This is a genomic window from Nocardiopsis sp. NPDC101807 (genome assembly GCF_044766605.1).
Classification (GTDB): Bacteria; Actinomycetota; Actinomycetes; order Streptosporangiales; family Streptosporangiaceae; genus Nocardiopsis; species Nocardiopsis tropica.
The window spans coordinates 87,256-113,511 of record NZ_JBIWMK010000013.1; the positions used below are offsets into that span (position 1 = coordinate 87,256).

Sequence of the window (26,256 nt, forward strand, 5' to 3'; positions counted from 1 at the left end):
CGAGGGGGCGGCGGTGTCTCCACCGCCGCCCCCTCGGTCCGTCAGGCCCTGGTCAGTCCCCGTCCCTGCCGTGGGGCAGGTGGGCGGGCTGCACGGGGAGCCAGTCCTCGTCGGGGTCCGTGCCGCTGGCGGTGCCGCCGCCGTTGCTCAGGAACACGTTGACCGTGGCCCCCTCCGGGAGCCGCGTGCCCGGGTCGGGGTTGACCGCGGCCACGGAGCCCTCGGGCTCGCCGGACCGGACCCGGGTCTGGGACACGTTGACCGAGTAGCCCGCGGCCTGGAGGGCGGCCACCGCGTCGGTCTCCGGCTGGCCGACCACGTTGGGCACCCCGCCGTCGTCGCTGGCGGGGCTGGCCTCGTCGTCCGGCTCGGGTGCCCTGGGACCGGAGGTCGATCCGAACCTGCCGGGCGCCGAGGGCAGCTGCTCCACGTCGAGGCCCTCGTGGGCGCCGCGCATGGTCTCCTGCCAGATCGGCCCGGGGATCGTGGCGCCGTAGACCACGCCGAAGTGCCGGTCGCCGATGGTGACGTTGCGCAGCGGGTGCTGCTGCGGGCCGCGCGGGTCGCCGACGAAGACGGCGCCGGCCATCTGCGGGGTGAACCCGGCGAACCAGGCCGCCGCCGAGCCGTCGGTCGTACCGGTCTTGCCCGCCGTGGGGCGGCCGATGCCGAGCGAGCTCGCCGTGCCGCCGTTGAAGGTCTGCGACAGCAGGTAGGCCACGCCGTCGGCGACGTCCTCGTCGATCGCCCGCGAGCACTCCGGCTCGATGTCGATCGTGGTGCCCGACTGGCGGTCCTCGATCTGGGAGATGGCCTGCGGCTCGCAGTACATCCCGCCGGAGGCGAAGGTCGCGTAGGCGTTGGACACCCGGAGCGGGGAGACCTCCTCGCTGCCCAGCGTGAAGCTGCTGTTGGCGAGCGAGTTCTCGTTCTCCGTGAACTTGGTGCCGTCGGCGCGCTGGAGTCCGAGAGCCTCGGCCATCTCCATCACGTCGCAGATGCCCACCTGCCGCTGGAGCTGGGCGAAGTAGGTGTTGGACGACGCCTTGGTCCCGGAGACCATGTTGTGCGTGGTGTTGGACCTGGTGTCGCCCGAGTTGCTCGGTGTCCACGTGGCCAGGGTGCCGCCGTTGCAGCTGCGCTGGCCGGAGACGGACACGCTGGTGGGCGAGTTGAACGAGGTGCTGAAGGGGAGCCCCTCGTCCAGGGCCGCGGCGAGGGTGATCGCCTTGAAGGTCGACCCGGCCTGGAAGCCGCTGCTGCCGCCCCGGTCGGCGTCGGTCGCGAAGTTGATGGACGTCTCGCCGAGCTTGCTCTCGTCCGGCCCGTAGTTGCGGCTCTGGACCATGCCGAGGATGTGTCCGGTGCCGGGTTCGATGACCACCTCGGCGGCCACCTTGCGCGACTCGTTCTCGCGGGGGACCCACTTGTCGACGGCGGCCTGCCCGGCCTCCTGGGTCTGCGGGTCCAGGGTGGTGTGGATCTCCAGGCCCGCGGTGCGCAGCCAGCGCGCCCGCTCGGTCTCGTTGGGGCCGAAGCGCTCGTCCTGCTCGATCTCCTGGACGACGTAGTCGCAGAAGAAGGGCTGGTCGCTGGGCACGCACCCGTTGGGCGGGGTGTCCAGGTCCAGGTCCATGTCCTCGGTCTTGGCCTCCTCGGCCTCGGCCTCGGTGACGGCGCCGGTCGCCACCATGCGGTCCAGGACCACGTTGCGGCGCTCGATGGTCTGCTCGGGGAAGAACCGGGGGTTGTACAGGTAGGGGTAGCGGACCAGGCCGGCGATGGTCGCCGCCTGGTGCAGCTCCAGGTCGCTGGCGGGCACCTGGAAGAAGTGCTGGGCGGCGGACTCGACGCCGTAGGCGCCGTCGCTGAAGTAGGCGATGTTCAGGTAGCCCTCGAGGATCTCGTCCTTGGACATCCTCTGCTCCAGGGCCACGGCGTAGCGCAGCTCCCGGATCTTGCGGGCGATGGACTCCTCACGCGCGTGGTCGAGCTCCTCCTGGGAGGTGGCCGCCTCGATCTGCACGTTCTTGACGTACTGCTGGGTGATGGAGGACGCGCCCTCGGTGTTGCCGCCCATGGTGCGCACGGCCGCGCGCAGGGTGCCGGACACGTCGAGGCCGCCGTGCTCGTAGAAGCGGGCGTCCTCGATGGCGAGGATGGCGTCGACCATGAGCGGCGAGACGTCGTCGAGTTCGACGAGCTCCCGGTTCTGGTCGAAGATCTCCGCGATGACGCCGCCCTCGCTGTCGTAGATCGTGGACCGCTGAGGGGGCGGCGGAGTCTCGAGGTTGCTGGGCATGTCCAGGAAGCCGCTGGCGACGTTGCGCGCGGTGATGCCCAGACCACCGACGGCAGGAAGGGCGAGCGCGGCGACGAGGAGGCCCGCGATGACGCCTACGACGACCAGTTGGCTGATTCTTTGAAGCAATGTCCCCTGACCCACCCCATCAGACTAAGTGACCACGGACGCGCACAGTGGTGCGATCTGAACCGGTTTGTGCGCGAGCGCGCTGAGATGCCCGCACTGTCGCGCGAGCGGTGCCCCCATGCCATCTTTTCACGGTTATCGCTGACCACTCGTTGCGCGGTTCGACGCAGCAGGGGATGCCGCCCATCCGACGCGGAGCGCTACCGCGTCCTTACGCAATGGCCCGAGCGGGCCATCTTCAGTGGGATGGGAAGTGGGTCGAGTGGGTTCTGTTGGTACGGCGCCCGAATCCGTAATTTCTAGACGGCAGGGGTGGGCGTGGAACCACCGCACCCCACGCGGCAGCGGGAGCGTACCGTGTTCTTCCCACCCAACCAGAGCACGCGAGTGTCTGGAACCCCGGGAACCCCGCTGACGCACGATTCGGGTGCGCACACAGGGGAGTAGGGCACATGTGGACCAACCAGTGGACGACGATGGCACGCTGCCGAGAGGTCGACCCGGACGCTCTGTTCGTCCAGGGGGCGGCCCAGCACCGGGCCAAGCTCATCTGTCAGGAGTGCCCGGTGCGCACCGAGTGCCTGGCCGACGCCCTCGACAACCGGGTGGAGTTCGGTGTCTGGGGCGGGATGACCGAACGCGAGCGGCGGGCCCTGCTGCGCAAGCATCCCGGTGTCCCCGACTGGGGGCCGCTCCTGGAGGAGGCCCGCCGTGAGGGCGGGGGAGACCTCTCCCGCTACGCGGACACCCTCGGCGCGGGCGTCGGCGAGCGCTCCGCCTGAACCCCGGGGCTAGCCCTCTCCGGCCGCGGCGGCGAGGGCGACGCCGATCCGGCGCAGCCCCTCCAGATCGTGCACGTCCTCCGGCAGGGCGGCCACCTCGGCCACGCGCAGGTCCGGGTGGGAGGACAGCAGGGCGTCGCGCAGCCCGGCCTCGCGCCCGCGCACACGGACCCGTTCGGCGTGCAGGCGCAGCGCGGCGGACGCCAGCGGGTGGGCGCCCCCGCCCTCCAGCGAGGCGGCGGCGGACTCGGCGTCCGCCGCGCCCAGCGACGCGCCCGCGCCCTCCGGCAGGGGGTGGGTGCGGTTGACGACCACCCCCGCCAGCGGCATGGCGTCGCCGGCCAGCCGGTCCACGAAGTAGGAGGCCTCGCGCATCGCGTCCGTGTCCGGGACGGCGACCACCACGAACGCCGTCCCCGGCGTCCGGAGCAGCCGGTAGGTGCGCTCCGCCCGTTTCTGGAACCCGCCGAACACCGTGTCGAAGGCGGACACGAACGATCGCAGGTCGTCGAGGAACTGCTTCCCCACGATCCTGTCGATCGTCGAGGTCACCAGGTTGAACCCGGCCCCCAGCAGGCGGAAGGCGCCGGTGCTCGCCGGGGCGCTCAGGAACCTGATGAGCCTGCCGTCCAGGAACCGGCCCAGCCGCTCGGGCGCGTCGAGGAAGTCCAGCGCGGACCTGCTGGGCGGGGTGTCCACCACGATCAGGTCCCAGTCCCCCGACTGCCGCAGCTGCCCCAGCTTCTCCATGGCCATGTACTCCTGTGTGCCGGAGAAGCTGGTGGAGAGGGTCTGGTAGAAGGGGTTGGCGAGGATCTGCCGGGCCCGCTCCGGGTCCGCGTGCTCCTCCACGACCTCGTCGAAGGTCCGCTTCATGTCGAGCATCATGGCGTGCATGGTGCCCCGGGCGCCCTCGGGCAGGGGGACGGGGCGCGGGGTGTTGTCCAGCGCCTCCAGCCCCAGGGACTGGGCCAGGCGCCGCGCCGGGTCCACGGTGATCACGACGGGGTGGCGACCGCGCTCCGCGGCGCGCAGACCCAGTGCGGCGGCGGTGGTGGTCTTGCCGACCCCGCCGGCCCCGCAGCACACGATGATCCGCGTCCCCGGGTCGTCCAGGAGCGCGTCGGCGTCGAGCGCCTTCGCGCCGTTCCCCCCGCGGTTCGCGCGGTCGTCGTCCTCCGCTGCCGGGTTCACCGGCGCACCCCCTGTTCGACCAGCCGCCTCGTGAGTCCGTCCAGGGCGGCCCGGTCCACACCCCCCGTGAGGAGGGGGAGTTCCAGGAGGGGGCGGCCCAGGTCCTCCAGGTCCGACCGCACGCGGCGCTCCAGCCGGACCCGCAGGGCGTGCCCGCGCACCTCGCCGGCCAGGGAGGCGGCGAGCTCCCGCGGGTTCCCCACACCTGCCTCCCCGAACCCGGCGGCGAGTGCGTCGAGGTCCGGGCCGCCGTCCGCGGCGGCGTCCAGGGACGCGTCGTCGAGGAGCGGGGGGCGCGCCATGTTCACCAGCACCATCCCCGCCGCGAGCCCCAGCTCGGAGATCTCCGCTATCCCGTCCCGGGTCTCCTGGGCGGGCATCTCCTCCAGGAGCGTCACGAAGTGCACCAGGGTCCGGTCGGAGCGGATGACCTCCATGACCTTGTCGGCGTGGTTGCGGATCGGGCCCACCCGGGCCAGCCCCGCCACCTCGGAGTTCACGTTGAGGAACTGGGAGATCCGCCCCGTCGGCGGGGCGTCCATCACCACGGCGTCGTAGTGGAAGGGCGCGGCCGGATCGTCGGCGGAGGGCCTGCGGCGCGCGCCCCGGCGGCGCCGCACCGCCTCGGTCGCCTTGCCGGTGAGCAGGACGTCGCGCAGCCCGGGGGCGATGGTGGTGGCGAAGTCCACGGCCCCGAGTCTGTTCAGCGCCTGGCCCGCCCGCCGCATGCCGTAGAACATCTCCAGGTACTCCAGGAGCGCCGCCTCGGCGTCGGCCGCCAGGACGGACACGCGCCCGCCGCCGGGGACGTGGAGCATCTCGCGCTCCTCGTAGGGGAGCGGCGGGCTGCCGAGGAGGGTCGCGACGCCCTGGCGCCCCTCCACCTCGACCAGGAGCACGCGGCCGCCGTCCGCGGCCAGCGCCTGGGCCAGCGCCGCGGCGATCGTGGTCTTGCCGGTCCCGCCCTTCCCGGTGACGATGTGCAGCCGCGCTCCCGCGCACGCATCCCCCGGATGCTGTCGTCCGTGCTCACGATCACTCACCCCAGGGAGTCTATGTGGGCCTCCGGGGGCGGGTGGGGGGAGGCGTCTGTGTGGGCGGGGAGGAGCACGGGTGAGTAGTGTGGCGGCGTTGACGTGCGGCGCCCGCCTCGGTGGCGGGCCGCCGGTGACCGATAGGGGTAGGACGCATGAGCAAGTGGGAGTACCAGACGGTGGCGCTGCTGTCGCACGCCACCAAGCAGATCCTCGACAACTGGGGTTCGGACGGGTGGGAGCTCGTCTCCGTCGTTCCGGCCCCGCTCCCGGAGGGCACCGACCCGCGCAACCAGCAGTACGTCGCGTACATGAAGCGCCAGCTCTGATGGCCACCCCCGAGGAGCGGATCGCGGAGCTGGGCCTGACCCTGCCCGAGGTGGCGGCCCCGGTGGCCTCCTACACCCCGACGGTGCGCAGCGGCGCCCACGTGTACGTGTCCGGCCAGCTGCCGTTCGTGGAGGGCGAGCTGCCCGCCACGGGCAAGGTCGGCGCGGAGGTCACCGCTGAGACCGCCCGGGAGCTGGCCGCGCTCTGCGCGCTCAACGCGATCGCCGCGGTGCGCGCCGAGGTCGGCGACCTGTCCGACGTGGTCAGGATCGTCAAGGTGGGCGGCTTCGTGGCCAGCACCCCCGACTTCACCGGGCAGCCCGGTGTGGTCAACGGGGCCAGCGACCTGCTCGCCCGGGTCTTCGGCGACGCCGGGGTGCACGCCCGCGCGGCGGTCGGAGTGGCGGCCCTGCCGCTCGACTCCCCGGTCGAGGTCGACATGATCGTCGAGGTCCGCTGAGCGGTTCCCCGTGAGGCCGGGCAGGCCGCGCCGGTCGGCGGCGCGGCTCCCGGCCCCGAGACCCGGGAGGATATGCCGATGCCGGAGCAGGGAGGGGCCGCCCGGCCCAGGCCGGCCGCCACGGTGATGCTGCTGCGCCCCGCGCGGGGCGGCGCGGCCCGGGGCGGGCCCGGGGAGGGGTCGATGGAGGTCCTGCTGATGCGCAGGGTCCGCTCCATGGGCTTCGCGCCGGGCGCCTACGTCTTCCCGGGCGGCGGTGTGGACGCGAGGGACGCCGACGGAGGCCTTCCCTGGACGGGTCCGTCCCCGCAGGAGTGGGCGCGGACACTCGGCACCGACGTGCGGATGGCGCGTGCGCTGGTGTGCGCCGCCGTCCGCGAGACCTTCGAGGAGACCGGCGTGCTGCTGGCGAGCGAGCCGGAGCGCGCCGGGGAGCCGGCCATCACCCTCGACACGGCGTCCGAGGAGTGGGAGCGGGACCGGCTGGGGCTGATCGACCGCTCCCGCTCCTTCACGGGGGTGCTCTCACGGCGCGGGCTGGTGCTCCGGTCGGAGTGGCTCCGGGCGTGGTCGCGCTGGATCACGCCGCGGGCCCAGCCGCGCCGCTACGACACCTGGTTCTTCGCCGCGGAGCTCCCGCCGGGTCAGGCCCCGCGCGACGTCGGCGGGGAGGCCGACCTCACGGCCTGGACCGATCCGTCCCTGGTCGCCCCGGAGTGGGAGGCGGGCCGCATGCCCATGCTGCCGCCCACGGTGGTCACGTGCGCCGAGCTCGCCGAGTGCCGGACCCTGGAGGGTGTGCGGAAGGCGCGACGGGATATCGTCCCCTTTGAACCGGATGTTCGGGAAGTCAACGGTCGGATCCGCGTCGTCGCCCCCGACGGGGTGGAGTACCCCCTGCCGGATCCCGGTGCGGCCCCGTGAGGGTCCGCACGCCACCGTGCGGACCGCGGGGCCGCGGGACGGGTTCCGGGGCTCGCCGCCCGCGGTCCTCCGGCCCGGTCCGGTTTCGGCGATCGAAGCGAGGTGCGATGAGGATCGACGGTTCCGGGACGCTGCGCGCCAGTTGTGTGCTGTGCCCCAATCCTGGCCCGATGACGTTGGAGGGGACCAACACCTGGATCCTGCGTGAGCCCGGCGCACGCGGGGTCGTGGTCGTGGACCCCGGCCCCCACGACGAGCGCCACCTGGAGAGGGTGGCGCGGACCGTGCAGGAACAGGGCGCGCAGGTGCAGATGGCGGTGGTCACCCACCGGCACCCCGACCACGCGGAGGGCGCCCGCTACTTCGCCGAGCTGACCGGGGCCCCCGTGCACGCGGTCGACCCGGAGGTGAGGGTCGGCGGCCACGGCCTGTCCGACGGCGACACCCTGGAGGCCGACGGCCTGGTGCTCACGGTCGTCGCCACCCCCGGCCACACCGACGACTCGGTGTGCCTCCTGGTGGGCGCGGACAACGCCGTCCTGACCGGGGACACGGTCCTGGGCCACGGCACGACCGTGATCGACGGCGACGACGGCCTCGGTCCCTACATGGACTCGCTGTACAGGCTGCGGGACCTCGTGCGGGAGCACGGCGTGCGCACCCTGCTGCCCGGACACGGTCCGATCCTGACCGCGCCCGCTGACACGCTGTCCACCTACATCTCGCACCGCGAGTCGCGCCTGGAGCAGGTCCGGGAGGCCGTGGACGCCGGCGCGACCGGGGTCGGCGCCGTCGTGGACCGGGTCTACCCCGACGTCGACGAGCAGATCCGGTTCGCCGCGGAGTCGTCGGTACGCGCCCAGCTGCGCTACCTGGTCTCGCGGGGTGAGCTCCCGGCCGACGTCGAGCCGTAGCCCCGGGACGGGCGGGTGCCGTCCGGCAGGCGTGCGCACCGGATCCCCCGGCCGCCGCCGAGGGACGGCGGGGGCCGGACAGCGCTGTGGCCGCCCACCCCGGGGGGAGAGCGGCCACACAGCGTGTCCGTCGGGCGCCCGTCCGGGCGCCCGGGACCCTAGCGGGCCCGGCGGCGCATCCGCTCGACGTCGAGCAGGACGACGGCCTTGGCCTCGATGCGCAGCCAGCCGCGCAGCGCGAACTCGGCGAGCGCCTTGTTGACCGTCTCACGCGAGGCGCCGACCAGCTGGGCGAGCTCCTCCTGGGTGAGGTCGTGGTGGACGTGCAGGCCGTCCTCGCCCTCCTTGCCGAACTTGTCGGCGAGCTCCAGGAGCGCCTTGGCCACACGGCCCGGCACGTCGGTGAAGACGAGGTCCGCCATCACGTCGTTGGTCCGGCGCAGCCTGGCCGCCAGAGCCTTGAGCAGCTGGAGCGAGACGTGCGGACGGCTCGACAGGAACGGGCGCAGGTCGTCGTGGCCCAGCCCGGCGAGCACCGAGTCGGTCACGGCGACGGCGCTCGCGGTGCGCGGGCGCGGGTCGAACAGCGACAGCTCACCGAACATCTCGCTGGGGCCGAGCACCCCGAGCAGGTTCTCGCGGCCGTCCACGGCCGTGCGGGTCAGCTTGACCTTCCCGCTGAGGATCACGTACAGGCGGTCGCCCTCGTCCCCCTCGCTGAACAGGGTCTGCCCGCGTCCGAGGCGCACCTCGCTCACCGAGGAGCGGAGCGCCGCCGTGTCCTCCTCGTCGAGAGCCTCGAACAGAGGGGCCTTTCGCAGCACCTCGTTGATCTCGTCCACCACACGTCCTCCTCAGAACCTGACCGTCAACAGTGTGACGTATATCGCACCCGGGTGTGAAGCCAGGTCGTTACCGCGGCTTGCCGCCGGGAGACCACGTGCCCACAACAGCCGACGTCAGCCCATGCGATCTTAGTCGTAATCAGCCTGTATCAAGGGCTGTCCGCGCCGCGCCACCGGACATTGGTTACATAATCCCGGTCCCCGGCCGAAACGACGGCCGGCTCCCGGAAGCATGCCGAACTTTCGGTGAACACGGAGGCCCGCCCCGTCGGGACGCCTACCCTGTGACGATGCCCCGTGACACGCCAGACGCGCCGTCCGCGCCCGCGGAGAACCCCACGCCCACCGGCGAGAGCCGGCTCGCGCTGGTCCGCCGCGCGCGCAGGATGTACCGGGAACTCGTCGAGCTCTACCCGGACGCCCACTGCGAACTGAACTTCACGACCCCGCTGGAACTGCTGGTCGCCACGATCCTGTCCGCTCAGTGCACGGACAAACGGGTCAACCAGGTCACTCCGGCGCTCTTCGCCCGCTACCCCGACGCCGAGGCCTACGCCTCGGCACGGCGGGAGGAGATGGAGGAGGTCATCCGTCCGCTCGGCTTCTTCCGTGCCAAGACGAACAGTCTCATCGGGCTCGGCCAGGCGCTGTGCGAACAGCATGGCGGAGAGGTTCCTGGGAACCTCTCCGACCTGGTCAAACTACCCGGTGTAGGACGAAAAACCGCAAATGTACTGCTCGGTAATGCCTTCGATGTGCCCGGGATCACCGTGGACACCCATTTCGGGCGGTTGGTCCGCCGTTTCAAGTGGACGGACGAGACCGACCCGGTGAAGGTCGAGCACGCGGTGGGCGACCTGTTCCCCCCGAGGGACTGGACGATGCTGTCCCACCGGGTGGTCTGGCACGGGCGGCGGGTCTGCCACGCCCGCAAACCCGCCTGCGGCGCCTGCGACCTGGCCCGATGGTGCCCCTCGTTCGGAGAGGGCCCGACGGATCCGGACACGGCCGCGGGGCTGCTGCGGATGCGCTCCTTCGCCTGATCCCGACCCCTGCGGCGGCCGGCCCGGAGGCGGCGGACGGCGGGGGCGCCTGCGACGCTTTGTACTCTGATGGTGTGATCGTTGACACCGGCGTCCCGACACGGCCGCCGCATCCGCGCGGACGCCTCCGCCGCGCCGCCCCGCGGTGCCGCCGCGACGCGGCGGCGGTCCCCTGCCGGGGCAACCCCGCCGGTCCCACCGCCTCCGGGGGTGCCGCGCCGGGCGGCGGACCCGGAGGCCGGGGTCTCCCGGGGGAGGCGGCGCCCCCCGCCGGGGTCCCCGCACGGGGGTCCCCGCACGGGAACGCCGGACACGGTCCCACCGCATGACGACCCGCGGGAGCGGTGCGGGCTCCGGGCCCGGCGCTCCCTGCCCGCCCGGCAACCCCCGGGCACAACCCGGTGCGGCCCGCGCCAGCGGCCGCACCGGTCCACCGACGGCGCGACAACCCCCGGAACAGGTTTCACGTATGAACCCGATCCCGCTCTGGCTCGCCGCGCTCGCGGACGCCGCCGAGACGATGACCGTGCCGGGCCCCATGCGGCCCCCCGCGAGCGGCGGCCGCGAGTCGGCCGTCCTCATCCTCTTCGGCGTCGGACACAAGGGGCCGGACCTGCTCCTCATCCAACGCAGCGCCGGGCTGCGCCGCCACGCCGGGCAGCCGGCCTTCCCCGGCGGCCGGATCGAGCCCACGGACGCCTCCGTCGAGGCCGCGGCCCTCCGGGAGGCGGAGGAGGAGACCGGGGTGGTCCCCGCCGGCGTGGACGTCGTGGGACGCCTCCCCGAGCTGTACCTGAGCTTCAGCGACTTCCGGGTGGCCCCCGTCCTGGGCTGGTGGCGCGAACCCTCCGAGGTGCGCCCCACCGACCTCGGCGAGGTCGCCGCGGTCTCCCGGGTTCCGGTAGCCGACCTCGCCGACCCGGCCAACCGGGTCATGGTGCGCTACGGGGGCGGGACCCGGTGGGGGCCGGGCTTCCGGGTCGACGGCATGCTCGTGTGGGGTTTCACCGGTGCGATCATCGACAGCCTGCTCACCATGGGCGGCTGGGAACTCCCCTGGCGCCACGAGGGTCTCACCGACGTGTTCGAAGCCACCCCGCAGGGCCTGCGGCCGGTCGGGTAGCGCTCACTCTTGGAGGGCATTGTGCTCGACGTGGTCCTGATCGTCCTGTTGCTGCTGTTCGCGGTGACCGGGTACCGCCAGGGGTTCATCGTCGGTGTCTTCAGCTTCGCGGGCTTCATCGGCGGGGGCGTCCTCGCCGCACTGGCCGCCCCGGACCTGATCCAGGCGTGGGTGGAGGACCCCGGCCGACAGGCGCTCCTGGCCATCGCCGTGGTCTTCCTGGCCGCCGCGCTCGGCCAGTTCCTGTGCTCCTACCTGGGCACCCTCGTCCGCAACAGGGTCACGTGGGACTCCGCCCGGGTCGTGGACGCCGTGGGCGGAGCCCTGGTCAGCGGGCTCTCGGTCCTGCTCGTCGCCTGGTTCATCGGCAGCACGGTCGCGAACTCGGCGCTGCCGTTCGTGGCCGGCCAGGTCAAGGACTCGCGCATCCTCCAGTCGGTGGACGCGCTCATGCCGGAGTCGGCCCACAGCGGCTTCTCCACGTTCCGCCGGGTCGTGGACCAGAGCGCGTTCCCGCAGGTCTTCAGCGGGCTCGGAACCGGTGAGCTGGCCGAGGTCGAGCCGCCGGACCCGGACGTCCTCACCACCCCGGAGCTGATCGAGTCGAGCCGCAGCGTGGTCAAGGTCCTGGGGACCGCCCCGTCCTGCCAGCGCCGGGTGGAGGGGACCGGCTTCGCCTACGCCGACGACCGGATCATGACCAACGCGCACGTCGTTGCCGGGGTGACCGACGACCTGCGGATCGTCACCCGGGACGGCTACCAGCTCGACGCGACCCTGGTGCTGTTCGACGCGCAGCAGGACCTGGCGGTCCTCCACGTCCCCGGGCTGGACCTGGAGCCGCTGGAGTTCACGCACGAGGCCCCGCAGGGCGGGGACGCGGTGGTGGCCGGGTTCCCCCGCAACAGCGGCTTCACGGCCGTCCCCGCGCGCGTACGGGCCCGCCAGACGGCGCAGGGGCCGGACTTCTACCACTCGCAGCAGGTGAGCCGGGAGATCTACCAGGTGCGCGCGGTGGTGCGCCCGGGCAACTCCGGAGGGCCGCTCCTCGCCCCGGACGGCACCGTCTACGGGGTCGTGTTCGCCGCGGCCACGAACGAGCCGGAGACGGGCTACGTGCTCACCGCCGACGAGGTGGCGGAGAACGCGGGTTCGGGCCTGGCGGCCGTGGCCGAGGTCTCCTCCCAGACCTGCGACTGACCCCCGTCCACAGGCGGGCGCCGGGCCTTCACACGGCCCGCCCCCCACTGTTCACTGGATGTACAGGGGGGCCGCCGCGGCGGCCGGCACGGTGCTGCCCGCCGTTCGCGGCCCCGCGGACCCTCGGGACTTCCGCGGGGCCGCCCGTCCCGCGAGGCGGGGCATGGCGCCCGGCCCTCCGCGGGCCCCGGCGCCCGCGCCCCGGGACGCGTACGGGCGCCCTCCCCGCGGGGAGGGCGCCCGTACGGACGTCTGTGGACCGGACCTAGTTGGAGCTGGGGTCCGGCGTCTGCTCGTTCGTCAACGGCCAGCTCATGCGCACGACGGTGCCCCTGTCGCTGGGGTCGATCTTCACCTCGTCGGCGAGACCGGTGATGACCGCCAGGCCGAGGCCGGGGGAGAACCCGGAGATCCCGCCGGGAGGAGTGTCCTCACCGTCGAGGAAGAGCCCGTCCAGCATGGACGGGTTGACGGTCTCCACCGTGTCCTTCGCGGGGGCACGGTCGGAGACGACGACCTCGAAACGTTGTGTCGCGCTCCCGTTGGCGCGCAAGGCAAGGCTCGTGGCGTCGGTGCGGGAGTCCGACCCCGGGTCGGGCCCGTTGCCGTCGATCAGCTGGAGCAGGATCGGCTGTGTGGGGCAGTGCAGCTTGTGTGCGGCCACCGCCCGGGAACACGCCTCACCGACCGCCAGCCTGATCTCGTCGATCGCTGAGGCGGCGATACCCGCCCGCCGTGCCACGGTCGCGGCCATGAGCCGCGCCGTGCGCACGTGGGCGGGAAGCGCGCTGATCGTGAGCGTGATGGTTGCCATCGCTCGCTCTGGGCTACTTCGCGGAACGCTTGTCGATGGCTTCCTGAACAGAGCCGTGGATACCGAAGACCTTGGTCAGACCGGTGATCCGGAAGATCTTCAGGATGCGCTCCTGGGTGCAGACCAGGTCGAGGGTCCCGTCGTGGGCCCGGACGCGCTTGAGCCCGCCCACAAGCACACCGAGGCCTGTCGAGTCCAGGAACTCCACCTTCTCCATGTTGACCACGAGGTGGAAGTTGCCCTTGTTGACCAGGTCGATCAGCAGCTCGCGGAGCCGGGGCGCGGTATAGACATCGATCTCACCCTCAACGACGACGATCTCGGTGTCGCCCTCGGTGTAATGATCAAGCTTCAAGTCCACTAGTCCTCCAGCGCCGAACCGCGAAAAAATCGCGAATGATCTCTGCCGGGCGTTACCCCACCAGCACGCATTCAACCACGGGTGTCGAGTGCGTCTTCCTGTGATGCACAGAAAAACCGTGACACCGCGCCACTCTTCCCCCGGATGTCACACTGAAACCGATGTCCCAGTGCGACACCCTTCGTCTGAGGGCGTCACGACTACCGAACACGCGCCTGTGAGGAGGGGTCTCGGATGAGGCGATCGGAGCCCGTGCTCCCCGGTGTGTGGCGTGACGATACCCGGTACCCGCAGGTGACCCACATCGAGCATGTGGCCCGCAGCGAGGGAGTGGGCGGGGAGTGGCCGGAGTGGACCGCGCCCCACCTGGTCGGACGGCTCTCCGAGCTGGGGATCACACGACCGTGGTCCCACCAGGTTGAAGCCGCCGACCTCGCACGCTCGGGCCGTGATGTGATCATAGCCACGGGCACCGCCTCGGGGAAGTCACTCGGCTTCCTCCTACCCGCTGTGGACGCCGTCGACGCGGGCGGGACCGTGCTCTACCTCTCCCCGACCAAGGCGCTCGCGCAGGACCAGTTGCGGTGGATATCGGCCCTGGGTCTCGCGGACGTGCGTGCGGCCGTATACGACGGCGACACGAGCGTCGAGGAGCGGTCCTGGGTACGCGAGCACGGCAACTACGTGCTCACCAACCCGGACATGCTGCACCACGGGATCCTCCCCCGCCACGGGGCGTGGTCGCGCTTCCTGCGCAGGCTCCGCTACGTGGTGGTCGACGAGGCGCACCGGTACCGCGGTGTCTTCGGCTCGCACGTCGCCCAGATCCTGCGACGGCTGCGCAGGATCTGCGCCCGCTACCGGTCGGAACCGGTGTTCGTGCTGGCCTCGGCCACTTCCGGCAGCCCCGCGCAGAGCGCGACCCGGCTGACCGGCGTGCCCGTCACCGCGGTCAGCGAGGACGGGTCCCCGCGCCCGGGGCTGTCCGTCGCCCTCGTGGAGCCGGAGCTCACCGACCTGACCGGGGAGCAGGGGGCTCCCATCAGGCGGACGGCGCCGTCCCAGGCCGCGGAGATGCTCGCCGACCTGGTGCGGGACCGGGTGCGCACCCTCGTGTTCGTGCGTTCGCGGCAGGGCGCGGAGGTGGTCGCGCTGACCGCGCAGCGCCTCCTGTCGGAGCGGGGCGACCACGACCTGGCCGCCCGGGTGGCGGCCTACCGGGGCGGCTACCTGCCCTCGGAGCGGAGGGAGCTGGAGGAGGCCCTGAGGACGGGGGAGCTCCTGGGGCTGGCGAGCACCAACGCCCTGGAACTGGGCGTGGACATCAGCGGGCTCGACGCGGTCCTCATCGCCGGATGGCCGGGAACCCTGGCGTCCCTCTGGCAGCAGGCGGGTCGGGCGGGGCGGCGCGGCGACGACGCCCTGGCGGTGTTCATCGCCCGGGACGACCCGTTGGACACGTACCTCGCGCACCACCCGGAGGCGATTTTCGGTCGGTCGGTGGAGGCCACCGTCCTTGACCCGGAAAACCCCCACATTCTGGGTCCGCACCTGTGCGCGGCCGCCCAGGAACTACCGATCACGAAGGACGACTTCGCTCTCTTCGGAGAGTCCACCGAGGAGCGCCTGGCCGATCTCGTGGAGCGGAAACTCTTGCGGAGGCGCCCACGGGGCTGGTTCTGGACCAGTAATGAACGGGCCAGCGACCTGGCCGATATCCGCGGGTCGGGCGGTCCCCCCGTGCAGATCGTGGACACCGGAAGCGGGCAGCTCCTCGGCGAGATCGACGAGGCCGCGTCCCACGGCACCGTGCACCCGGGTGCGGTGTACCTCCACCAGGGCTCCACGTACCTGGTGGACGACCTCGACCTGGACGAGGGGGTCGCCCTGGTCCACGGCGCCGAGCCGCCGTACGGCACCTGGGCGCGCGACACCACGGACATCACCGTGCGCTCGGTGCTGCGCCAGGAGGAGTGGCCGAGCGGCGCGACCGCGTACTTCGGCGAGGTGGAGGTGGTCCGCCAGGTGGTGGGCTTCCTCAAGCGGGACGTGCGCACCGGCTCCGTGCTCGGGGAGCAGCCGCTCGAACTCCCGGAGCGCACGCTCCACACCCGCGCGGTGTGGTGGACCCTGCCGGCGGAGGGGGAGGCCCGGCTGCGCAAGGAGGACGTGGGCCTGCTGGGCGCCGCCCACGCGGCCGAGCACGCCGCGATCGGCATGCTCCCCCTGCTGGCGACCTGCGACCGCTCGGACATCGGCGGGGTGTCCACCGCTCTCCACGGCGACACGGGCAGGCTGACGGTGTTCGTCTACGACGGGTACGAGGGCGGTGCGGGCTTCGCCGAGCGGGGCTTCTCCGCGGCGCGCGAGTGGCTCACCGCGACCCGGGCCGCGATCGCCGACTGCGAGTGCGACCACGGGTGCCCCTCCTGCATCCAGTCGCCCAAGTGCGGCAACGGCAACGAGCCCCTGAGCAAGTCCGGCGCGCTGAGGCTGCTCGACGAGGTCCTCGGAGGGGACGGCGGCGGCACGGGCGCGGAGGACGCCTGAGGGCTGCCTTTCGGCGCCGGTGCGGGCCGCTCGCGGACTGCGGGCGCCGGCCCTTCGCGGCGCCGTCCGGGGACCGGGCCGCGGGCCCGGCCCGCCCGGGGCGGGACCGGAGAGCGCCGTGCCGACGGCCGACGGAGCACGCGTGCCGGGAGCGGGGGCGCTCCACGGGCGGGGTGCCGTGTGTCGCCCGCCGGTGCGCAGCCACGGGCGACGGGGGCCGAGGGGCGGAGCGACCGCGGCCGGTGCGGGGCGCCCCGAGTTTTCCACAGGCTGGGGAAGGGGCTTTCGGGACCGCCCTCCGCCACCGGAACCTGGAGTCGGGCGCCGACACCCCGTCCGCCCCTCACCAGGGAGGTTCCATGTTCGCTCTCACCGGCCCGCCACCCGCTCGCACCGCGCAGCCCGGAGGCGACGACGGGATGGCCACCGCCGAGTACGCGCTGTGCGCGGTGATCGGCGCCGCGTTCGCCGGGGTCCTCTACGTCATCATCACCAGCGGTGAGGTCAGGGAGGCCCTCACCGCGCTCGTGGTCGATGCGCTCAGCTCGGGGTTCTGACCGCGGATCGGTCACCGTGGAGGCGGCGCTCACGCTGCCCTCCCTGCTGCTCGTCCTGGCCGTGTCCTTCGGGGCCGTCCAGGCCGCCTCGGCCCAGCTCGCCTGCGCGGACGCCGCGCGGGTGGGGGCACGGGCCCTCGCCCGGGGCGAACCCGACGACCGGGCCCGGACCCTGGCGCTGACCGCCGCGCCCCGGGGCGCGGACGTCGGCCTGGCCGATGACGGGCACACCGCCCGCGTCACCGTACGGGTCGAGCTGCGGCTCGGCCCACTGGCACCTCCCCTGGGGGTGGACGGCAGCGCCGCCGTCCTCCTCGAACCGGGGAGCTGAGCACGTGCACTCCGACTCCGGCTCCGCCACCGCATGGTGGGCGGGCCTGGGGGCCCTGCTCTGGTTCGTCACCCTCGCCGTCCTCGTGACGGCGGCGGCACGACTCGACCGGGACCGCGCCACCACCGCCGCCGATCTCGCCGCACTCGCGGCCGCCGCCCGACTCGTCCACGGCACGGAACGAGCCTGCGCGGAGGCCCGGGACACCGCAGAGGCTAACGAGGCCTCCCTCGAATCCTGCGTCATCACCGGCTCCACCGCAGAGGTGGTGGTCTCGGTCCCGTCGTCACTGGTGGACCGCGACGTCCTGGCGCGCGCCCGCGCCGGGCCGGTCCACGAAGCCGTCTCCAGCGAGGAAGTGGAATGAGCCCCGCCCCCGTCTCCGTACTGCTGTGCGCCCTCCTGCTGGGCGCTTCTCCCCAGTCCGACGACAACGCCCCTCCGCCCTGCGCGGCCTCCGCCGGTCCCGCCGAACCCGCCGTCCGCGACGGCGGCGCCGGGGACCCCGACCCCTGCGCCTCCCCGTCGGCGGGCTCCACGCCCTCGCCCGCCGCCGGAGCCCGCCCGACGGAGGCCTCGGTCGGTTCCGCCCACCGGCCGGCGGCCGCTCCGTCGCCCGTGCACGAACCCGTCGTCCACTACACGGCAGAGGCCGCGCCCCCCGTCACGACCTTCGCGCGTGCCGTGGGGCACACCTCCACCGTGGTCCTGGTCCTGCTGGGCATCGCGGTGCTGGCGATGCGCCTGTCCGTCGGCTGGCCCCGCTTCCCTCCGCCCTACCTCGGCCAGCGGCGCTTCGACCGGGAGGAGCACTGACACCGCGGGCCCCGCCCGGGCGGAAGGTTCCGCGGACGGGCCCCGCCCGGGCGCGCGGACCGCACCGCGCCGCCCCCGCCCGGGTGACCTGCGCACACCCCCGCACAGAGGGTGCGGAACCGACGTACCCTCCCGTGTATGGGACACCGACACCCGAGCAGGCTCAAGAACTCCGAGGTGGGCCACGCGCGCGCCCGCTGGCTCCTGAGGGCCGAGCTTGCCGGGTGCGAGGGGTGCCGGCGGGAGGGCGACCGGGAGGCGCTGGCCGACCTCGCCTCCGAGGGCGTCTTCGACTCGCTGCTCACCGGTTTCGTGCTCGCGCGTGTGCAGCAGTGGCGGGTTCCCGGCCGATCCCCCCGGTACCCGGCCACGGTGTACCGCCTCGCGCCCGTCGACGAGCGGGACTTCTGGCGGGGGCCCACCCAGCACTGCATGAGGGTGTGCACGGTCGCGGGGGCCCGGGGGAGCAGTGTGGACACCGTGCCCGCGCTCCGCGAACTCCGGCTGATGTCCACGGCCGACCGCGCTTCCGTCCTGGACGACATCATCGACGGCCTCTGCGAGGACGAGGCCTGAGGCGGTCCCGCGGACCGTGACGGGTTCGGCGAGACGCCGGACGTCGGGGGCCGGTGCGGGCGCCGCTCCCGCGCGGCCGTCGTTCTCGGGCGCGCCGCTCCGCCGCCCCGAGCGTGCCGACCCGCCGGTCCGTCGTCCTCGGGCGCGCCGCCCCGCCGACCTGGTCCCGGCGAGGTGCCGACCCGGAGCTCGGCGAGGCGCCGACCCGGGCCCGGCGGTTCTCCCCCGGGTTGTCGGGAGAGCGGCCTTCCGGGGGCGCCGGCGCGCTCGAGGGGGTGGTCAGCCCCCCAGCGCCCGCGAGAGCAGCTCGGCGGCCATCGGGACGATGCCGATCAGCACGAAGGCGGGAAGGAAGCACAGGCCCAGCGGCGCGACCACCAGCACCCCCAACCGCTCCACCCGCGCCGTCGCGCGGGTGCGCAGGGCCCGACGCAGGTCGACCGCGTGGCGGTCCAGGAGGTCGGCGACCGGCGCGCCGGTGTCGGCGGCCCGGGCCAGGTCCCGGCCCACCGCGGCCAGCGGGGCGGGAAGGGACGGGCGGCTCCAGGCCGACGCCGGATCGGCCCCCAGCCGCAGCTGCTCGGCGACCGCGGACAGCTCCCCGCCCAGCCTTCCGCCCGCCGCCCCGGAGACCGCCGTGAGGCAGACGGGCAGGGTCGCCCCGGCACGGATCCCCGAGGAGATGAGCCCGATCACCACGGGCAGGTCGGAGGTCACCGGGAGCCGGTCGGGTCGTTCCCCGGCACGGCGGGCCCGCACCCACAGCACGGCACACCCCCCGACCGCGACGACGCCGCCGGCGGGCCCGAACAGGCCGGCCGACACGGCCACCGCGAGCACGCCCGCCAGCGTCAGGGCCAGGGCCCGCAGAGGCAACCCGGTGCGGAGGGGTGGCCCGCCCTCCGACCCGGCGCGCGCCAGCCGTGTCCCCGGGGCGCCTCCCCGGCCCGCCGCCACCCACGCGGCGGCGGCACCGAACAGCACCGCGGTCACCACCGTCATCCCGTCCCCTCCCCTTCCGCACCGTTTCCCGTGTGGCACCGTGGCCGCCCCGTCCCTCCGCCGGCTCCCACACCGCCTCCGCCCCGGCGGTCACTGCCGTCCTCTCCTTCTCCGCGCCCGGTCACGGCGGAGCCGTCGCGGAGCGCAGCATGCGCAGCGCCCACCAGAAGCCGAGGAGGTCGAGGAGCACGCCGCACACCAGGCAGGCCGCCCCCAGCGGTGTGGTGAACAGGAACTCCAGCGGCGCCCCGCCGAGGCCGGAGGACATCAGCACCCCGGCCACCGGGAGGCACGTCAGGACGATCGCGGTCGTGCGCGGACCGCTCGTCCGCGCCTCCGCCTCGGCCCGCTGCTCCTCCTGTTCGGTGAGGTTGGCGGCCAGCGCGTCGACCACCTCGGCCAGCCCGGCGCCGGTGTCGGCCGCCACCTCCCAGCACACGGCCAGGTAGGCCAGTGCGCGCAGGTCCGGATCGCGGGCGGCCTCACGGCGCAGCGACTCCGCGTCGTCCACCGCGCCCACCAGCGGCCCGGCCTCGGCGGCGGAGATCCGCAGCGCCTCCTGCGGGGGCTGGCCGGCGCGCAGTTCGGCGGCCAGGACCCGGCACAGCACGACCACGGCCCGTCGGCGTTCGGAGGCTTCCCCGGGGCGGGGCAGCGGGAACCGCGCGCCCTTCCCGCGCACAGGACGCCGCGGTCGGCCCAGGACGGCGCCCAGGCGGATGCGCTGGGGCGCCGGGACCGCGAACACCAGGACCATGAGCCCCGCGCACGCCGCGCACACCGCCAGGGCGGTCACCGCTGACGCCACCCGTCGCCCAGCCGGGCCGCCACCTCCTCGGCCCCGGGGTGCTCCCTGCAGGAGCCGTCCCGGCCGAACGACACCGCGGGCACCGCGTGCACGAGCCCGGACGGATCGCGGCGCAGCACCCGGAGTTCGGCGAGGCGGCGGGTTCCCGCATCCCGGACCAGGTGCACGACCATGACCCTGGTGGCGGCCAGCTGGCTGTGCACCGCGGCCCGGTCGAGCCCGGCGCCGCAGCCGAGCGCCTCCACCCGGGCGGGGACGTCCCCGGCGCCGTTGGCGTGGAGGGTGCCGGCACCGCCTTCGTGGCCGGTGTTGAGGGCCCCCAGCAGGGACACGATCTCCGGCCCGCGCGCCTCGCCCACCACCAGCCGGTCGGGCCGCATCCGCAGGGCCTGCCGCACCAGGACCTCCAGGGACACCTCCCCGCTCCCCTCGATGTTGGCGGGGCGGGTCTGGAGCCGCACCACGTGCGGGTGGTCCGGTCGGAGCTCGGGGGAGTCCTCGGCGAGCACGAGGCGCTCGCCGGGGTCCACCAGGGACAGCAGGCTCGACAGGAGCGTGGTCTTGCCGGTGCCCGTCCCGCCGCTCACGAGGAAGGCCGCACGGGACGCCACGAGCGCCCGCAGCAGGGCCGCGCCGCGACCGGTGACCGTGCCGTGCTCGGTGAGGCGCTCCAGGGAGAACACCCGCCGGGGCGGCAGGCGCAGGGACACGCAGGCACCGGCGGGGGACACCGGGGGCAGCACCGCGTGCAGCCGGGCCCCGTTGGGGAGCCTGGCGTCGACGTAGGGGACGGCGGCGTCCAGCCGCCGCCCCGCCTGCGCGGCCAGCCGCTGGGCCAGCCGTCGGACCGCGTCCGCCGACTCGAACCGCACCCCGGCCCGACGCAGGCCGCCGCCGTCGTCCACCCACACCTCGTCGGGCCCGTTGACGAGGATGTCGGTGACCGCGGAGGAGGACATGAGCTCCTCCAGCGGCCCCGCCCCGGACAGGTCGGCCGCCAGCCGCCGGGTCATGGACAGGACCTCGGTGTCGCCCAGCAGGCCCCCCTCGGCCCTCAGCGCCGCCGCGACGTTGGCCGGGCTCACCGGCGCACCGGAGGCCACGAGGCGGTTGCGCACCGCCTCCACGAGCGGGCTCACGGGACCGGCTCCGGGAAGGGGAGGGACGCCACCACGAGGTCGGCGAACCGGGCCAGGGGAGACCGGGGGTGGCGCGCGGGGACGTCCCCGGCGGCCAGGACCCGGTCGAGCCGGGGTTCCTGCGGCAGGTCCGCCCCGAGGTCGAGGCCGAGGGTGGACGCCACCACGTCGGCGCTCAGGTCGCCGCGGGCGCCGCGCACCACGACCCGGACGGTCGCGGCCTCCTCCCGCAGCCGGGAGACCACCCGGGTCGCCGCCACGACCGAGGGCACGTCGGCCGGGACCACGACGAGCACGAGGTCGGAGCGGTTGAGGAAGACGACGGTGGCGGGGTCGAACGAGCGCGGCAGGTCGGCCACCACCAGGTCGGCGCCGTCCCGCGCGCTGGACAGGGCGGAGCGCGCCGCGCCGACGGGCAGAGGGGCGGCGGGCCCCGGCTCGCGGGACCAGGTCAGCACCGAGACCCCGGGTGCGCCGGGCAGCCCCGCCCGCAGGTCCTGCCAGCGGACGCGGCCGCGGCGCCGGACGAGGTCGCCCCAGCCGGTGCGCCGCTCCGGCGCCCGCGGCGGAGCGGCGTCGCAGCCGAGGTAGAGGTCGGACCCGCATCCGAGGGGGTCGGCGTCGAGGAGGGCGGTGTCCCGGTCGGCGCGGGCGCCCGCGAGGGCGAGGGCGACCGCGAGGAGGCTGGTCCCGGCTCCGCCGCGCCCTCCGATCACCGACACGGTGGGGGCCGGGGCGGAGGTGGGCGACGCCGCCCGGGTGAGGAGGTCGACCAGCACGGGCTCGTCCCTGGGCAGGAGGAGCGTGCCAGGGCCCTCGGCGGCCGTCGGGCCTCCGCGGGCCGGGCCCTGACCGTACGGGCGCCCCTCCCGTCCGTGCGGGTCCTCGCCCCCGTCGGCGCGCGACACGAACACGTGGCGCCCCGGGGGAGGGTCGGCGGTGCGCAGGGAGGCGCGCAGCTCGGCGCCCACCACCACGAGCGGGGCGTGCCGCCACAGGCTCAGCGCCCGGTCGGGGGTGCGGGCGACGGCGACCTCCGTGGCGGCGGCGGTGGCCAGCCTGAGCAGGTCGTCGAGGAGGAGGGGGTCGGCGGTCGCGATCAGCGGCAGGGGGCGGGTGTCCATCGGGCTCTCCGGAGGGCGGGGTCTTTCTTCGACCCTCCCCGACCGGGGCGCTCGTGAGAAGCCCCGGTCCGGAGCTGTGGACAACGCCGTCGGCGGCGGGCGGGGTCGGCGGGGCACGGCGCGCAGGGGCCCGGAGCGGGGCGCGGTGAGGGGGAGCCGCCCGAGGGGCGGAGCGACGGAGGGGCCCACCCGGCGGGCGGGATGCGTACACGGGGGCGAATACGCATGCCCGCCCGACAGGTGGGAGGAGCGGGCGCGGGGTCCGCCTCCGCAGGGGGAGCGAAGGCCGCCACGCGAGTTCCGGTCCTGGGGGGGGAGGACCGGGCCCGTCCTCCGGAAGGGACTGTGGAGAGAGACGTGCTCTCACGACCGCCGAAAGACCTTTGTCGTCGACGCCTCCCGGAAACCGGGGACCGGAGATCCGGGGCGGGTTTCGCGGCGGGGTTCCTCCGGTACGGCAGAACCCTGGTCGACGACGGAACAGACGCTACCACGCGGTGCTGCGTATTGGTTCGGGAATCCAAGCGGAAAACTCGGGTCAACCACCTTTTCCCAGCGGGGTCCCCGGGCGTACAAAGAAAGCAGACGGTGGCTGAGAACCACCCCGACACGGCACCCGGGAACCCACGCACCACCCGGCCGCGTGTGGCCCGTCTAGGTCGGACAACCGGATGTACTGCCTGGCCAGACTATGGAAATGGTCGCTTGCTAACCCGGTGGAACGTGTCGGATACGGCGCCCCGAGAGTCACGCGGGGCGCCGTTCCACGTGCTTGCACGGACGCGTGCGGCGGTCCGCGGAAATGCGCGCCCGCCCGGGCCGACCGTGGCCAACAACGATTGTGTCACTGTTGGCCGATAAAGGAATGGTCGACGATTCGACCTTTTCGGGGGCTCAGCCGCGCTTGAGGGCCTCGCAGGTCGCCAGGGAGTCCTGGGCCCCCGCGCGCACCGCCCGGCAGCAGTAGACGACCCATTCCGCGACGCCCTCGGGGGTGCCCCCCATGTAGCCGCGCAGGGCCGGTCCGTACTCCTCCCGCAGGGTCTGGTGCCCCAGCTCGGACGGCACCAGCGACTTCGGGTCCAGACCCCGTTCGACCAGGGTCAGCCGCTCGGCGGCGCGCGCCACCAGGCCGTCGCCCCACCCGAACGGCCGGATCGCCATCAGTTCGCCGTGGACCAGGGCCGACGTCACCAGGGCCGGGACGGAGGTGCGCGCGCCCAGAAGCGCGTACAGGCCCTCCAGACGGGCGAGCGCCGCCGCCGGAGCGGGGGCGGGGCCGAGCGAGAGCGGGTCCTCGACGCGCTCCCCCGCCAGCCGGGGGCGGCCCAGGGCGTCCTCGGAGACCGCCTCGGTCGCGGCGAGCGTGTGCAGACGGGCCAGGGCCTGGCGCGGCGCCTTCGGCCAGGTGTCGACGAGGGACCCCAGTTCGCCGGACACCCGCAGGGCCCCCTTGATGCGCGTGTCGTACACGTGCCCCTCGCGGATCTCCTCCATCGAGACCTCGGCGCCCTCCAGCGCCGCCGACGCGCACGCGCCGCGCAGTGCGGACTCCATGGACACGTCGCTGCTGCGGCGTCGCAGGATGCGGTGCCCCAGCAGCCGGTCGACCAGGGTCCGCGTCTCGGCGACCGCGTCGCTCACACCGGGCAGGGCCGCGACGCGGGCCAGGGGGTCGGAAGGGGAGGCAGAAGTCGATTCGCTCACGGAGAACAACACTACGCGCCGGTAACACCGGCCGCCCCCTCCCCGGCGGGCAGGGGGCGCGCCGACCGCTCGTCGCTGACCGGCGACCGTTCACCGGCCGTTCGCCGCTCGTCCGCCGGTCCCCGGCGACGCGCTGCACCCCGACTGTTCACGCGGTATGGACCGCATGATTAATTGGGTGTGAACCAGCCGACGTAAGGAGAATCACAGTGGCCGACAGCACTCCCCCGAGCCAGGAGACACTGTCCAACCTTCTCCACGAGACGCGCAGCTTCCCCCCGCCGCCCGGACTCGCGGCCGAGGCCAACGTCAAGGCCGAGGCCTACGAGCGGGCCGCCGAGGACCGCCTCGGCTTCTGGGAGGAGCAGGCCCGCCGCTTGCAGTGGGAGCAGCCCTGGGACACCGTCCTGGACTGGGACCCGCCCTACGCCAAGTGGTTCGTCGGGGGCAAGCTCAACGCCTCCGTCAACTGCGTGGACCGCCATGTCGCCAATGGGCTGGGCGAGCGGGTCGCCTACCACTGGGAGGGCGAGCCCGGCGACACCCGCAGCATCACCTACGCGGAGCTGAAGGACATGGTCTCCCAGGCGGCCAACGCCATGACCGGCCTCGGGGTCGGCAAGGGCGACCGCGTCGCCATCTACATGCCGATGATCCCCGAGACCGTCGTCGCGATGCTCGCCTGCGCCCGTATCGGGGCCGTCCACATGGTCGTCTTCGGCGGCTTCTCCGTGGACGCGCTCGGCCAGCGGCTGGACGACAGCCGGGCCAAGCTGGTCGTGACCGCGGACGGCGGCTACCGGCGCGGCAAGGCCAGCGCCCTCAAGCCCGCCGTGGACGCCGCGGTCGCCGACCGGCCCGCCGTGGAGAACGTCCTCGTCGTCCGCCGTACCGGCCAGGACGTCGAGTGGACCGACCGCGACGTGTGGTGGCACGAAGCCGTGGAGTCGCAGAGCACCGAGCACACCCCGGAGGCGCACGACGCCGAGGACCCGCTGTACATCATGTACACCAGCGGCACCACGGCGAAGCCGAAGGGCATCCTCCACACCACGGGGGGCTACCTCACCCAGGCGGCCTACACCCACTGGGCGGTGTTCGACCTCAAGGCCGAGACCGACGTCTACTGGTGCGCCGCCGACATCGGGTGGGTGACCGGCCACTCCTACATCGTGTACGGGCCGCTCGCCAACGCCGCGACCACCGTGCTGTACGAGGGCACCCCCGACACGCCGCACCGGGGCCGCTTCTGGGAGATCATCCAGAAGTACGGGGTCACCATCGCCTACATGGCGCCCACGGCGATCCGCACCTTCATGAAGTGGGGCGACGACATCCCCGCCGAATTCGACCTGTCCAGCCTGCGCGTCATCGGCTCGGTGGGCGAGCCCATCAACCCCGAGGCCTACATCTGGTACCGGGAGAACATCGGGGGCAACCGCACCCCGGTCGTGGACACCTGGTGGCAGACCGAGACCGGCGCCATCATGGTCAGCCCCCTGCCCGGCGTGACCTCGGGCAAGCCCGGCGCGGCCATGCGCGCCCTTCCCGGCATCGTGGCCGACGTGGTGGACGAGACGGGCCGGTCCGTTCCCGACGGCGACGGCGGCTTCATCGTCATCCGTGAGCCGTGGCCGGCGATGCTCCGCGGCATCTGGGGCGACCCCCAGCGCTACGAGGACACCTACTGGTCGCGCTTCGAGGGCCTGTACTTCCCCGGTGACGGCGCGAAGAAGGACAAGGACGGCGACCTGTGGCTGCTGGGCCGCGTGGACGACGTCATGCTCGTCTCCGGCCACAACATCTCCACCACCGAGGTCGAGTCCGCGCTCGTCTCCCACCCCCGGGTGGCCGAGGCCGCCGTCGTCGGCGCCGCGGACAAGGTCACCGGCCAGGCGATCGTGGGCTTCGTGATCCTCCGCGACGGGGGCGAGGAGGTTCCGGAGGAGCTGGTCAAGGAGCTCCGCAACCACGTCGGCACCTCGCTCGGCCCGATCGCCAAGCCCGCCCGGCTCCTGGCGGTGCCGGAGCTGCCCAAGACGCGCTCCGGCAAGATCATGCGGCGGCTCCTGCGCGACATCGCCGAGGAGCGGGCCGTCGGCGACACCTCGACGCTGACCGACTCCTCCATCATGGACGTGATCGCCAAGCAGCTGCCGTCCGCCCGCGGGGACGACTAGGACCCGCACCG

At 73.7% G+C, this 26,256-nt stretch carries 26 protein-coding genes; 15 read left to right on the plus strand and 11 right to left on the minus strand.

Going from position 1 to position 26,256, the window contains the following annotated elements; all coding sequences use genetic code 11:
- Positions 1–52 precede the first annotated feature (52 nt).
- Positions 53–2,431 (minus strand): penicillin-binding protein, encoded by a 2,379-nt coding sequence (locus ACIRPH_RS30130; RefSeq protein WP_402920569.1) that lies wholly within the window; start codon positions 2,429–2,431, stop codon positions 53–55.
- Positions 2,432–2,883: 452 nt separating this feature from the next.
- Here ACIRPH_RS30130 and ACIRPH_RS30135 point away from each other — a divergent pair, with 452 nt between their 5' ends.
- A complete protein-coding gene (locus ACIRPH_RS30135) occupies positions 2,884–3,213 on the plus strand; it encodes a WhiB family transcriptional regulator (RefSeq protein WP_402920473.1) in 330 nt (109 codons plus the stop codon).
- 9 nt (positions 3,214–3,222) lie between these two features.
- Here ACIRPH_RS30135 and ACIRPH_RS30140 read toward each other — a convergent pair whose 3' ends face one another.
- Both ACIRPH_RS30140 and ACIRPH_RS30145 read right to left on the minus strand, forming a co-directional pair.
- On the minus strand, positions 3,223–4,407 hold the full coding sequence (locus tag ACIRPH_RS30140) for an ArsA family ATPase (protein ID WP_402920476.1): 1,185 nt from the start codon (positions 4,405–4,407) through the stop codon (positions 3,223–3,225).
- On the minus strand, positions 4,404–5,450 hold the full coding sequence (locus ACIRPH_RS30145; RefSeq protein WP_402920479.1) for an ArsA-related P-loop ATPase: 1,047 nt from the start codon (positions 5,448–5,450) through the stop codon (positions 4,404–4,406). Before ACIRPH_RS30145 ends, ACIRPH_RS30140 begins: the two co-directional genes overlap by 4 nt.
- 146 nt (positions 5,451–5,596) lie before the next feature.
- Between ACIRPH_RS30145 and ACIRPH_RS30150 the strand changes: the two genes are divergently transcribed.
- The 4 genes from ACIRPH_RS30150 (at position 5,597) to ACIRPH_RS30165 (ending at position 8,069) form a co-directional block, all read left to right on the plus strand.
- Positions 5,597–5,770, plus strand: coding sequence for a DUF4177 domain-containing protein (locus ACIRPH_RS30150; protein WP_267947456.1), 174 nt, complete (start codon positions 5,597–5,599; stop codon positions 5,768–5,770).
- Positions 5,770–6,231: a RidA family protein gene (locus tag ACIRPH_RS30155; RefSeq protein ID WP_402920484.1), complete on the plus strand. Its 462-nt coding sequence runs from the start codon at positions 5,770–5,772 to the stop codon at positions 6,229–6,231. The genes ACIRPH_RS30150 and ACIRPH_RS30155 overlap by 1 nt, the downstream gene beginning before the upstream one ends.
- 78 nt (positions 6,232–6,309) lie before the next feature.
- Positions 6,310–7,155, plus strand: coding sequence for an NUDIX hydrolase (locus ACIRPH_RS30160; RefSeq protein ID WP_402920487.1), 846 nt, complete (start codon positions 6,310–6,312; stop codon positions 7,153–7,155).
- 107 nt (positions 7,156–7,262) lie between these two features.
- A complete protein-coding gene (locus ACIRPH_RS30165; RefSeq protein WP_402920489.1) occupies positions 7,263–8,069 on the plus strand; it encodes an MBL fold metallo-hydrolase in 807 nt (268 codons plus the stop codon).
- A 158-nt stretch (positions 8,070–8,227) separates the two neighbouring features.
- Here ACIRPH_RS30165 and ACIRPH_RS30170 read toward each other — a convergent pair whose 3' ends face one another.
- Positions 8,228–8,902 (minus strand): Crp/Fnr family transcriptional regulator, encoded by a 675-nt coding sequence (locus ACIRPH_RS30170; RefSeq protein WP_330093553.1) that lies wholly within the window; start codon positions 8,900–8,902, stop codon positions 8,228–8,230.
- Positions 8,903–9,204: 302 nt separating this feature from the next.
- Between ACIRPH_RS30170 and nth the strand changes: the two genes are divergently transcribed.
- The 3 genes from nth (at position 9,205) to ACIRPH_RS30185 (ending at position 12,280) form a co-directional block, all read left to right on the plus strand.
- Positions 9,205–9,957: an endonuclease III gene (gene nth / locus ACIRPH_RS30175; RefSeq protein WP_402920492.1), complete on the plus strand. Its 753-nt coding sequence runs from the start codon at positions 9,205–9,207 to the stop codon at positions 9,955–9,957.
- Between the two features lie 469 nt (positions 9,958–10,426).
- Positions 10,427–11,080, plus strand: coding sequence for an NUDIX hydrolase (locus tag ACIRPH_RS30180; RefSeq protein ID WP_402920495.1), 654 nt, complete (start codon positions 10,427–10,429; stop codon positions 11,078–11,080).
- Positions 11,081–11,101: 21 nt separating this feature from the next.
- Complete coding sequence (locus ACIRPH_RS30185; RefSeq protein WP_402920498.1) at positions 11,102–12,280, plus strand: MarP family serine protease; 1,179 nt, start codon at positions 11,102–11,104, stop codon at positions 12,278–12,280.
- 265 nt (positions 12,281–12,545) lie between these two features.
- On the opposite strand, the gene ACIRPH_RS30190 is transcribed toward ACIRPH_RS30185, so the two are convergent.
- Together ACIRPH_RS30190 and ACIRPH_RS30195 are read right to left on the minus strand one after the other, a co-directional pair.
- Positions 12,546–13,094 carry an ATP-binding protein gene (locus tag ACIRPH_RS30190; RefSeq protein ID WP_402920501.1) on the minus strand — a complete coding sequence of 183 codons (549 nt, stop codon included), beginning with the start codon at positions 13,092–13,094 and terminating at the stop codon, positions 12,546–12,548.
- 13 nt (positions 13,095–13,107) lie between these two features.
- Positions 13,108–13,455, minus strand: a complete 348-nt coding sequence (locus ACIRPH_RS30195) for an STAS domain-containing protein (RefSeq protein ID WP_159944311.1) — start codon at positions 13,453–13,455, stop codon at positions 13,108–13,110.
- A 234-nt stretch (positions 13,456–13,689) separates the two neighbouring features.
- Here ACIRPH_RS30195 and ACIRPH_RS30200 point away from each other — a divergent pair, with 234 nt between their 5' ends.
- From ACIRPH_RS30200 to ACIRPH_RS30225, 6 genes are all read left to right on the plus strand, one after another.
- Positions 13,690–16,005 (plus strand): DEAD/DEAH box helicase, encoded by a 2,316-nt coding sequence (locus ACIRPH_RS30200; protein ID WP_402920505.1) that lies wholly within the window; start codon positions 13,690–13,692, stop codon positions 16,003–16,005.
- A gap of 359 nt (positions 16,006–16,364) precedes the next feature.
- Complete coding sequence (locus tag ACIRPH_RS30205) at positions 16,365–16,562, plus strand: DUF4244 domain-containing protein (RefSeq protein WP_330157978.1); 198 nt, start codon at positions 16,365–16,367, stop codon at positions 16,560–16,562.
- Positions 16,540–16,893: a TadE family type IV pilus minor pilin gene (locus ACIRPH_RS30210; RefSeq protein WP_402920508.1), complete on the plus strand. Its 354-nt coding sequence runs from the start codon at positions 16,540–16,542 to the stop codon at positions 16,891–16,893. The genes ACIRPH_RS30205 and ACIRPH_RS30210 overlap by 23 nt, the downstream gene beginning before the upstream one ends.
- A 4-nt stretch (positions 16,894–16,897) precedes the next feature.
- Positions 16,898–17,260 carry an Rv3654c family TadE-like protein gene (locus ACIRPH_RS30215; protein ID WP_402920511.1) on the plus strand — a complete coding sequence of 121 codons (363 nt, stop codon included), beginning with the start codon at positions 16,898–16,900 and terminating at the stop codon, positions 17,258–17,260.
- A complete protein-coding gene (locus ACIRPH_RS30220) occupies positions 17,257–17,709 on the plus strand; it encodes a hypothetical protein (RefSeq protein WP_402920514.1) in 453 nt (150 codons plus the stop codon). The genes ACIRPH_RS30215 and ACIRPH_RS30220 overlap by 4 nt, the downstream gene beginning before the upstream one ends.
- A gap of 138 nt (positions 17,710–17,847) precedes the next feature.
- Entirely contained in the window at positions 17,848–18,285 is a 438-nt protein-coding gene (locus tag ACIRPH_RS30225) for a hypothetical protein (RefSeq protein WP_402920517.1), read from the plus strand.
- Between the two features lie 279 nt (positions 18,286–18,564).
- Here the strand turns inward: ACIRPH_RS30225 and ACIRPH_RS30230 are convergent, their stop codons facing one another.
- The 5 genes from ACIRPH_RS30230 to ACIRPH_RS30250 all read right to left on the minus strand — a co-directional run bounded on the left by ACIRPH_RS30230 (position 18,565) and on the right by ACIRPH_RS30250 (position 24,065).
- Positions 18,565–19,287: a type II secretion system F family protein gene (locus ACIRPH_RS30230; RefSeq protein WP_402920520.1), complete on the minus strand. Its 723-nt coding sequence runs from the start codon at positions 19,285–19,287 to the stop codon at positions 18,565–18,567.
- Positions 19,288–19,408: 121 nt separating this feature from the next.
- Entirely contained in the window at positions 19,409–20,095 is a 687-nt protein-coding gene (locus tag ACIRPH_RS30235; RefSeq protein ID WP_402920523.1) for a type II secretion system F family protein, read from the minus strand.
- The gene (locus ACIRPH_RS30240; protein WP_402920526.1) at positions 20,080–21,234 is read right to left on the minus strand and encodes a TadA family conjugal transfer-associated ATPase; all 1,155 of its coding nucleotides are present in this window, start codon (positions 21,232–21,234) and stop codon (positions 20,080–20,082) included. Before ACIRPH_RS30240 ends, ACIRPH_RS30235 begins: the two co-directional genes overlap by 16 nt.
- Positions 21,231–22,358, minus strand: coding sequence for a septum site-determining protein Ssd (gene ssd / locus ACIRPH_RS30245; protein WP_402920529.1), 1,128 nt, complete (start codon positions 22,356–22,358; stop codon positions 21,231–21,233). Before ssd ends, ACIRPH_RS30240 begins: the two co-directional genes overlap by 4 nt.
- 894 nt (positions 22,359–23,252) lie before the next feature.
- A complete protein-coding gene (locus ACIRPH_RS30250) occupies positions 23,253–24,065 on the minus strand; it encodes an oxidoreductase (RefSeq protein WP_402920532.1) in 813 nt (270 codons plus the stop codon).
- A gap of 209 nt (positions 24,066–24,274) precedes the next feature.
- Here ACIRPH_RS30250 and acs point away from each other — a divergent pair, with 209 nt between their 5' ends.
- Complete coding sequence (gene acs, locus ACIRPH_RS30255; protein ID WP_402920535.1) at positions 24,275–26,245, plus strand: acetate--CoA ligase; 1,971 nt, start codon at positions 24,275–24,277, stop codon at positions 26,243–26,245.
- The last annotated feature ends 11 nt before the right edge of the window (positions 26,246–26,256 follow it).

Bases quoted from the DNA above. Each gene is read 5' to 3' on its own strand.
- ACIRPH_RS30230 (WP_402920520.1), bottom strand. From the start codon at position 19,287: ATGACGGTGGTGACCGCGGTGCTGTTCGGTGCCGCCGCCGCGTGGGTG.
- nth (WP_402920492.1), top strand. From the start codon at position 9,205: ATGCCCCGTGACACGCCAGACGCGCCGTCCGCGCCCGCGGAGAACCCC.
- ACIRPH_RS30205 (WP_330157978.1), top strand. From the start codon at position 16,365: ATGTTCGCTCTCACCGGCCCGCCACCCGCTCGCACCGCGCAGCCCGGA.
- ACIRPH_RS30225 (WP_402920517.1), top strand. From the start codon at position 17,848: ATGGGACACCGACACCCGAGCAGGCTCAAGAACTCCGAGGTGGGCCAC.
- ACIRPH_RS30220 (WP_402920514.1), top strand. From the start codon at position 17,257: ATGAGCCCCGCCCCCGTCTCCGTACTGCTGTGCGCCCTCCTGCTGGGC.
- ACIRPH_RS30165 (WP_402920489.1), top strand. From the start codon at position 7,263: ATGAGGATCGACGGTTCCGGGACGCTGCGCGCCAGTTGTGTGCTGTGC.
- ACIRPH_RS30155 (WP_402920484.1), top strand. From the start codon at position 5,770: ATGGCCACCCCCGAGGAGCGGATCGCGGAGCTGGGCCTGACCCTGCCC.
- ACIRPH_RS30180 (WP_402920495.1), top strand. From the start codon at position 10,427: ATGAACCCGATCCCGCTCTGGCTCGCCGCGCTCGCGGACGCCGCCGAG.
- ACIRPH_RS30200 (WP_402920505.1), top strand. From the start codon at position 13,690: ATGAGGCGATCGGAGCCCGTGCTCCCCGGTGTGTGGCGTGACGATACC.
- ACIRPH_RS30135 (WP_402920473.1), top strand. From the start codon at position 2,884: ATGTGGACCAACCAGTGGACGACGATGGCACGCTGCCGAGAGGTCGAC.
- ACIRPH_RS30210 (WP_402920508.1), top strand. From the start codon at position 16,540: ATGCGCTCAGCTCGGGGTTCTGACCGCGGATCGGTCACCGTGGAGGCG.
- ACIRPH_RS30150 (WP_267947456.1), top strand. From the start codon at position 5,597: ATGAGCAAGTGGGAGTACCAGACGGTGGCGCTGCTGTCGCACGCCACC.
- ssd (WP_402920529.1), bottom strand. From the start codon at position 22,358: ATGGACACCCGCCCCCTGCCGCTGATCGCGACCGCCGACCCCCTCCTC.
- ACIRPH_RS30190 (WP_402920501.1), bottom strand. From the start codon at position 13,094: ATGGCAACCATCACGCTCACGATCAGCGCGCTTCCCGCCCACGTGCGC.
- ACIRPH_RS30160 (WP_402920487.1), top strand. From the start codon at position 6,310: ATGCCGGAGCAGGGAGGGGCCGCCCGGCCCAGGCCGGCCGCCACGGTG.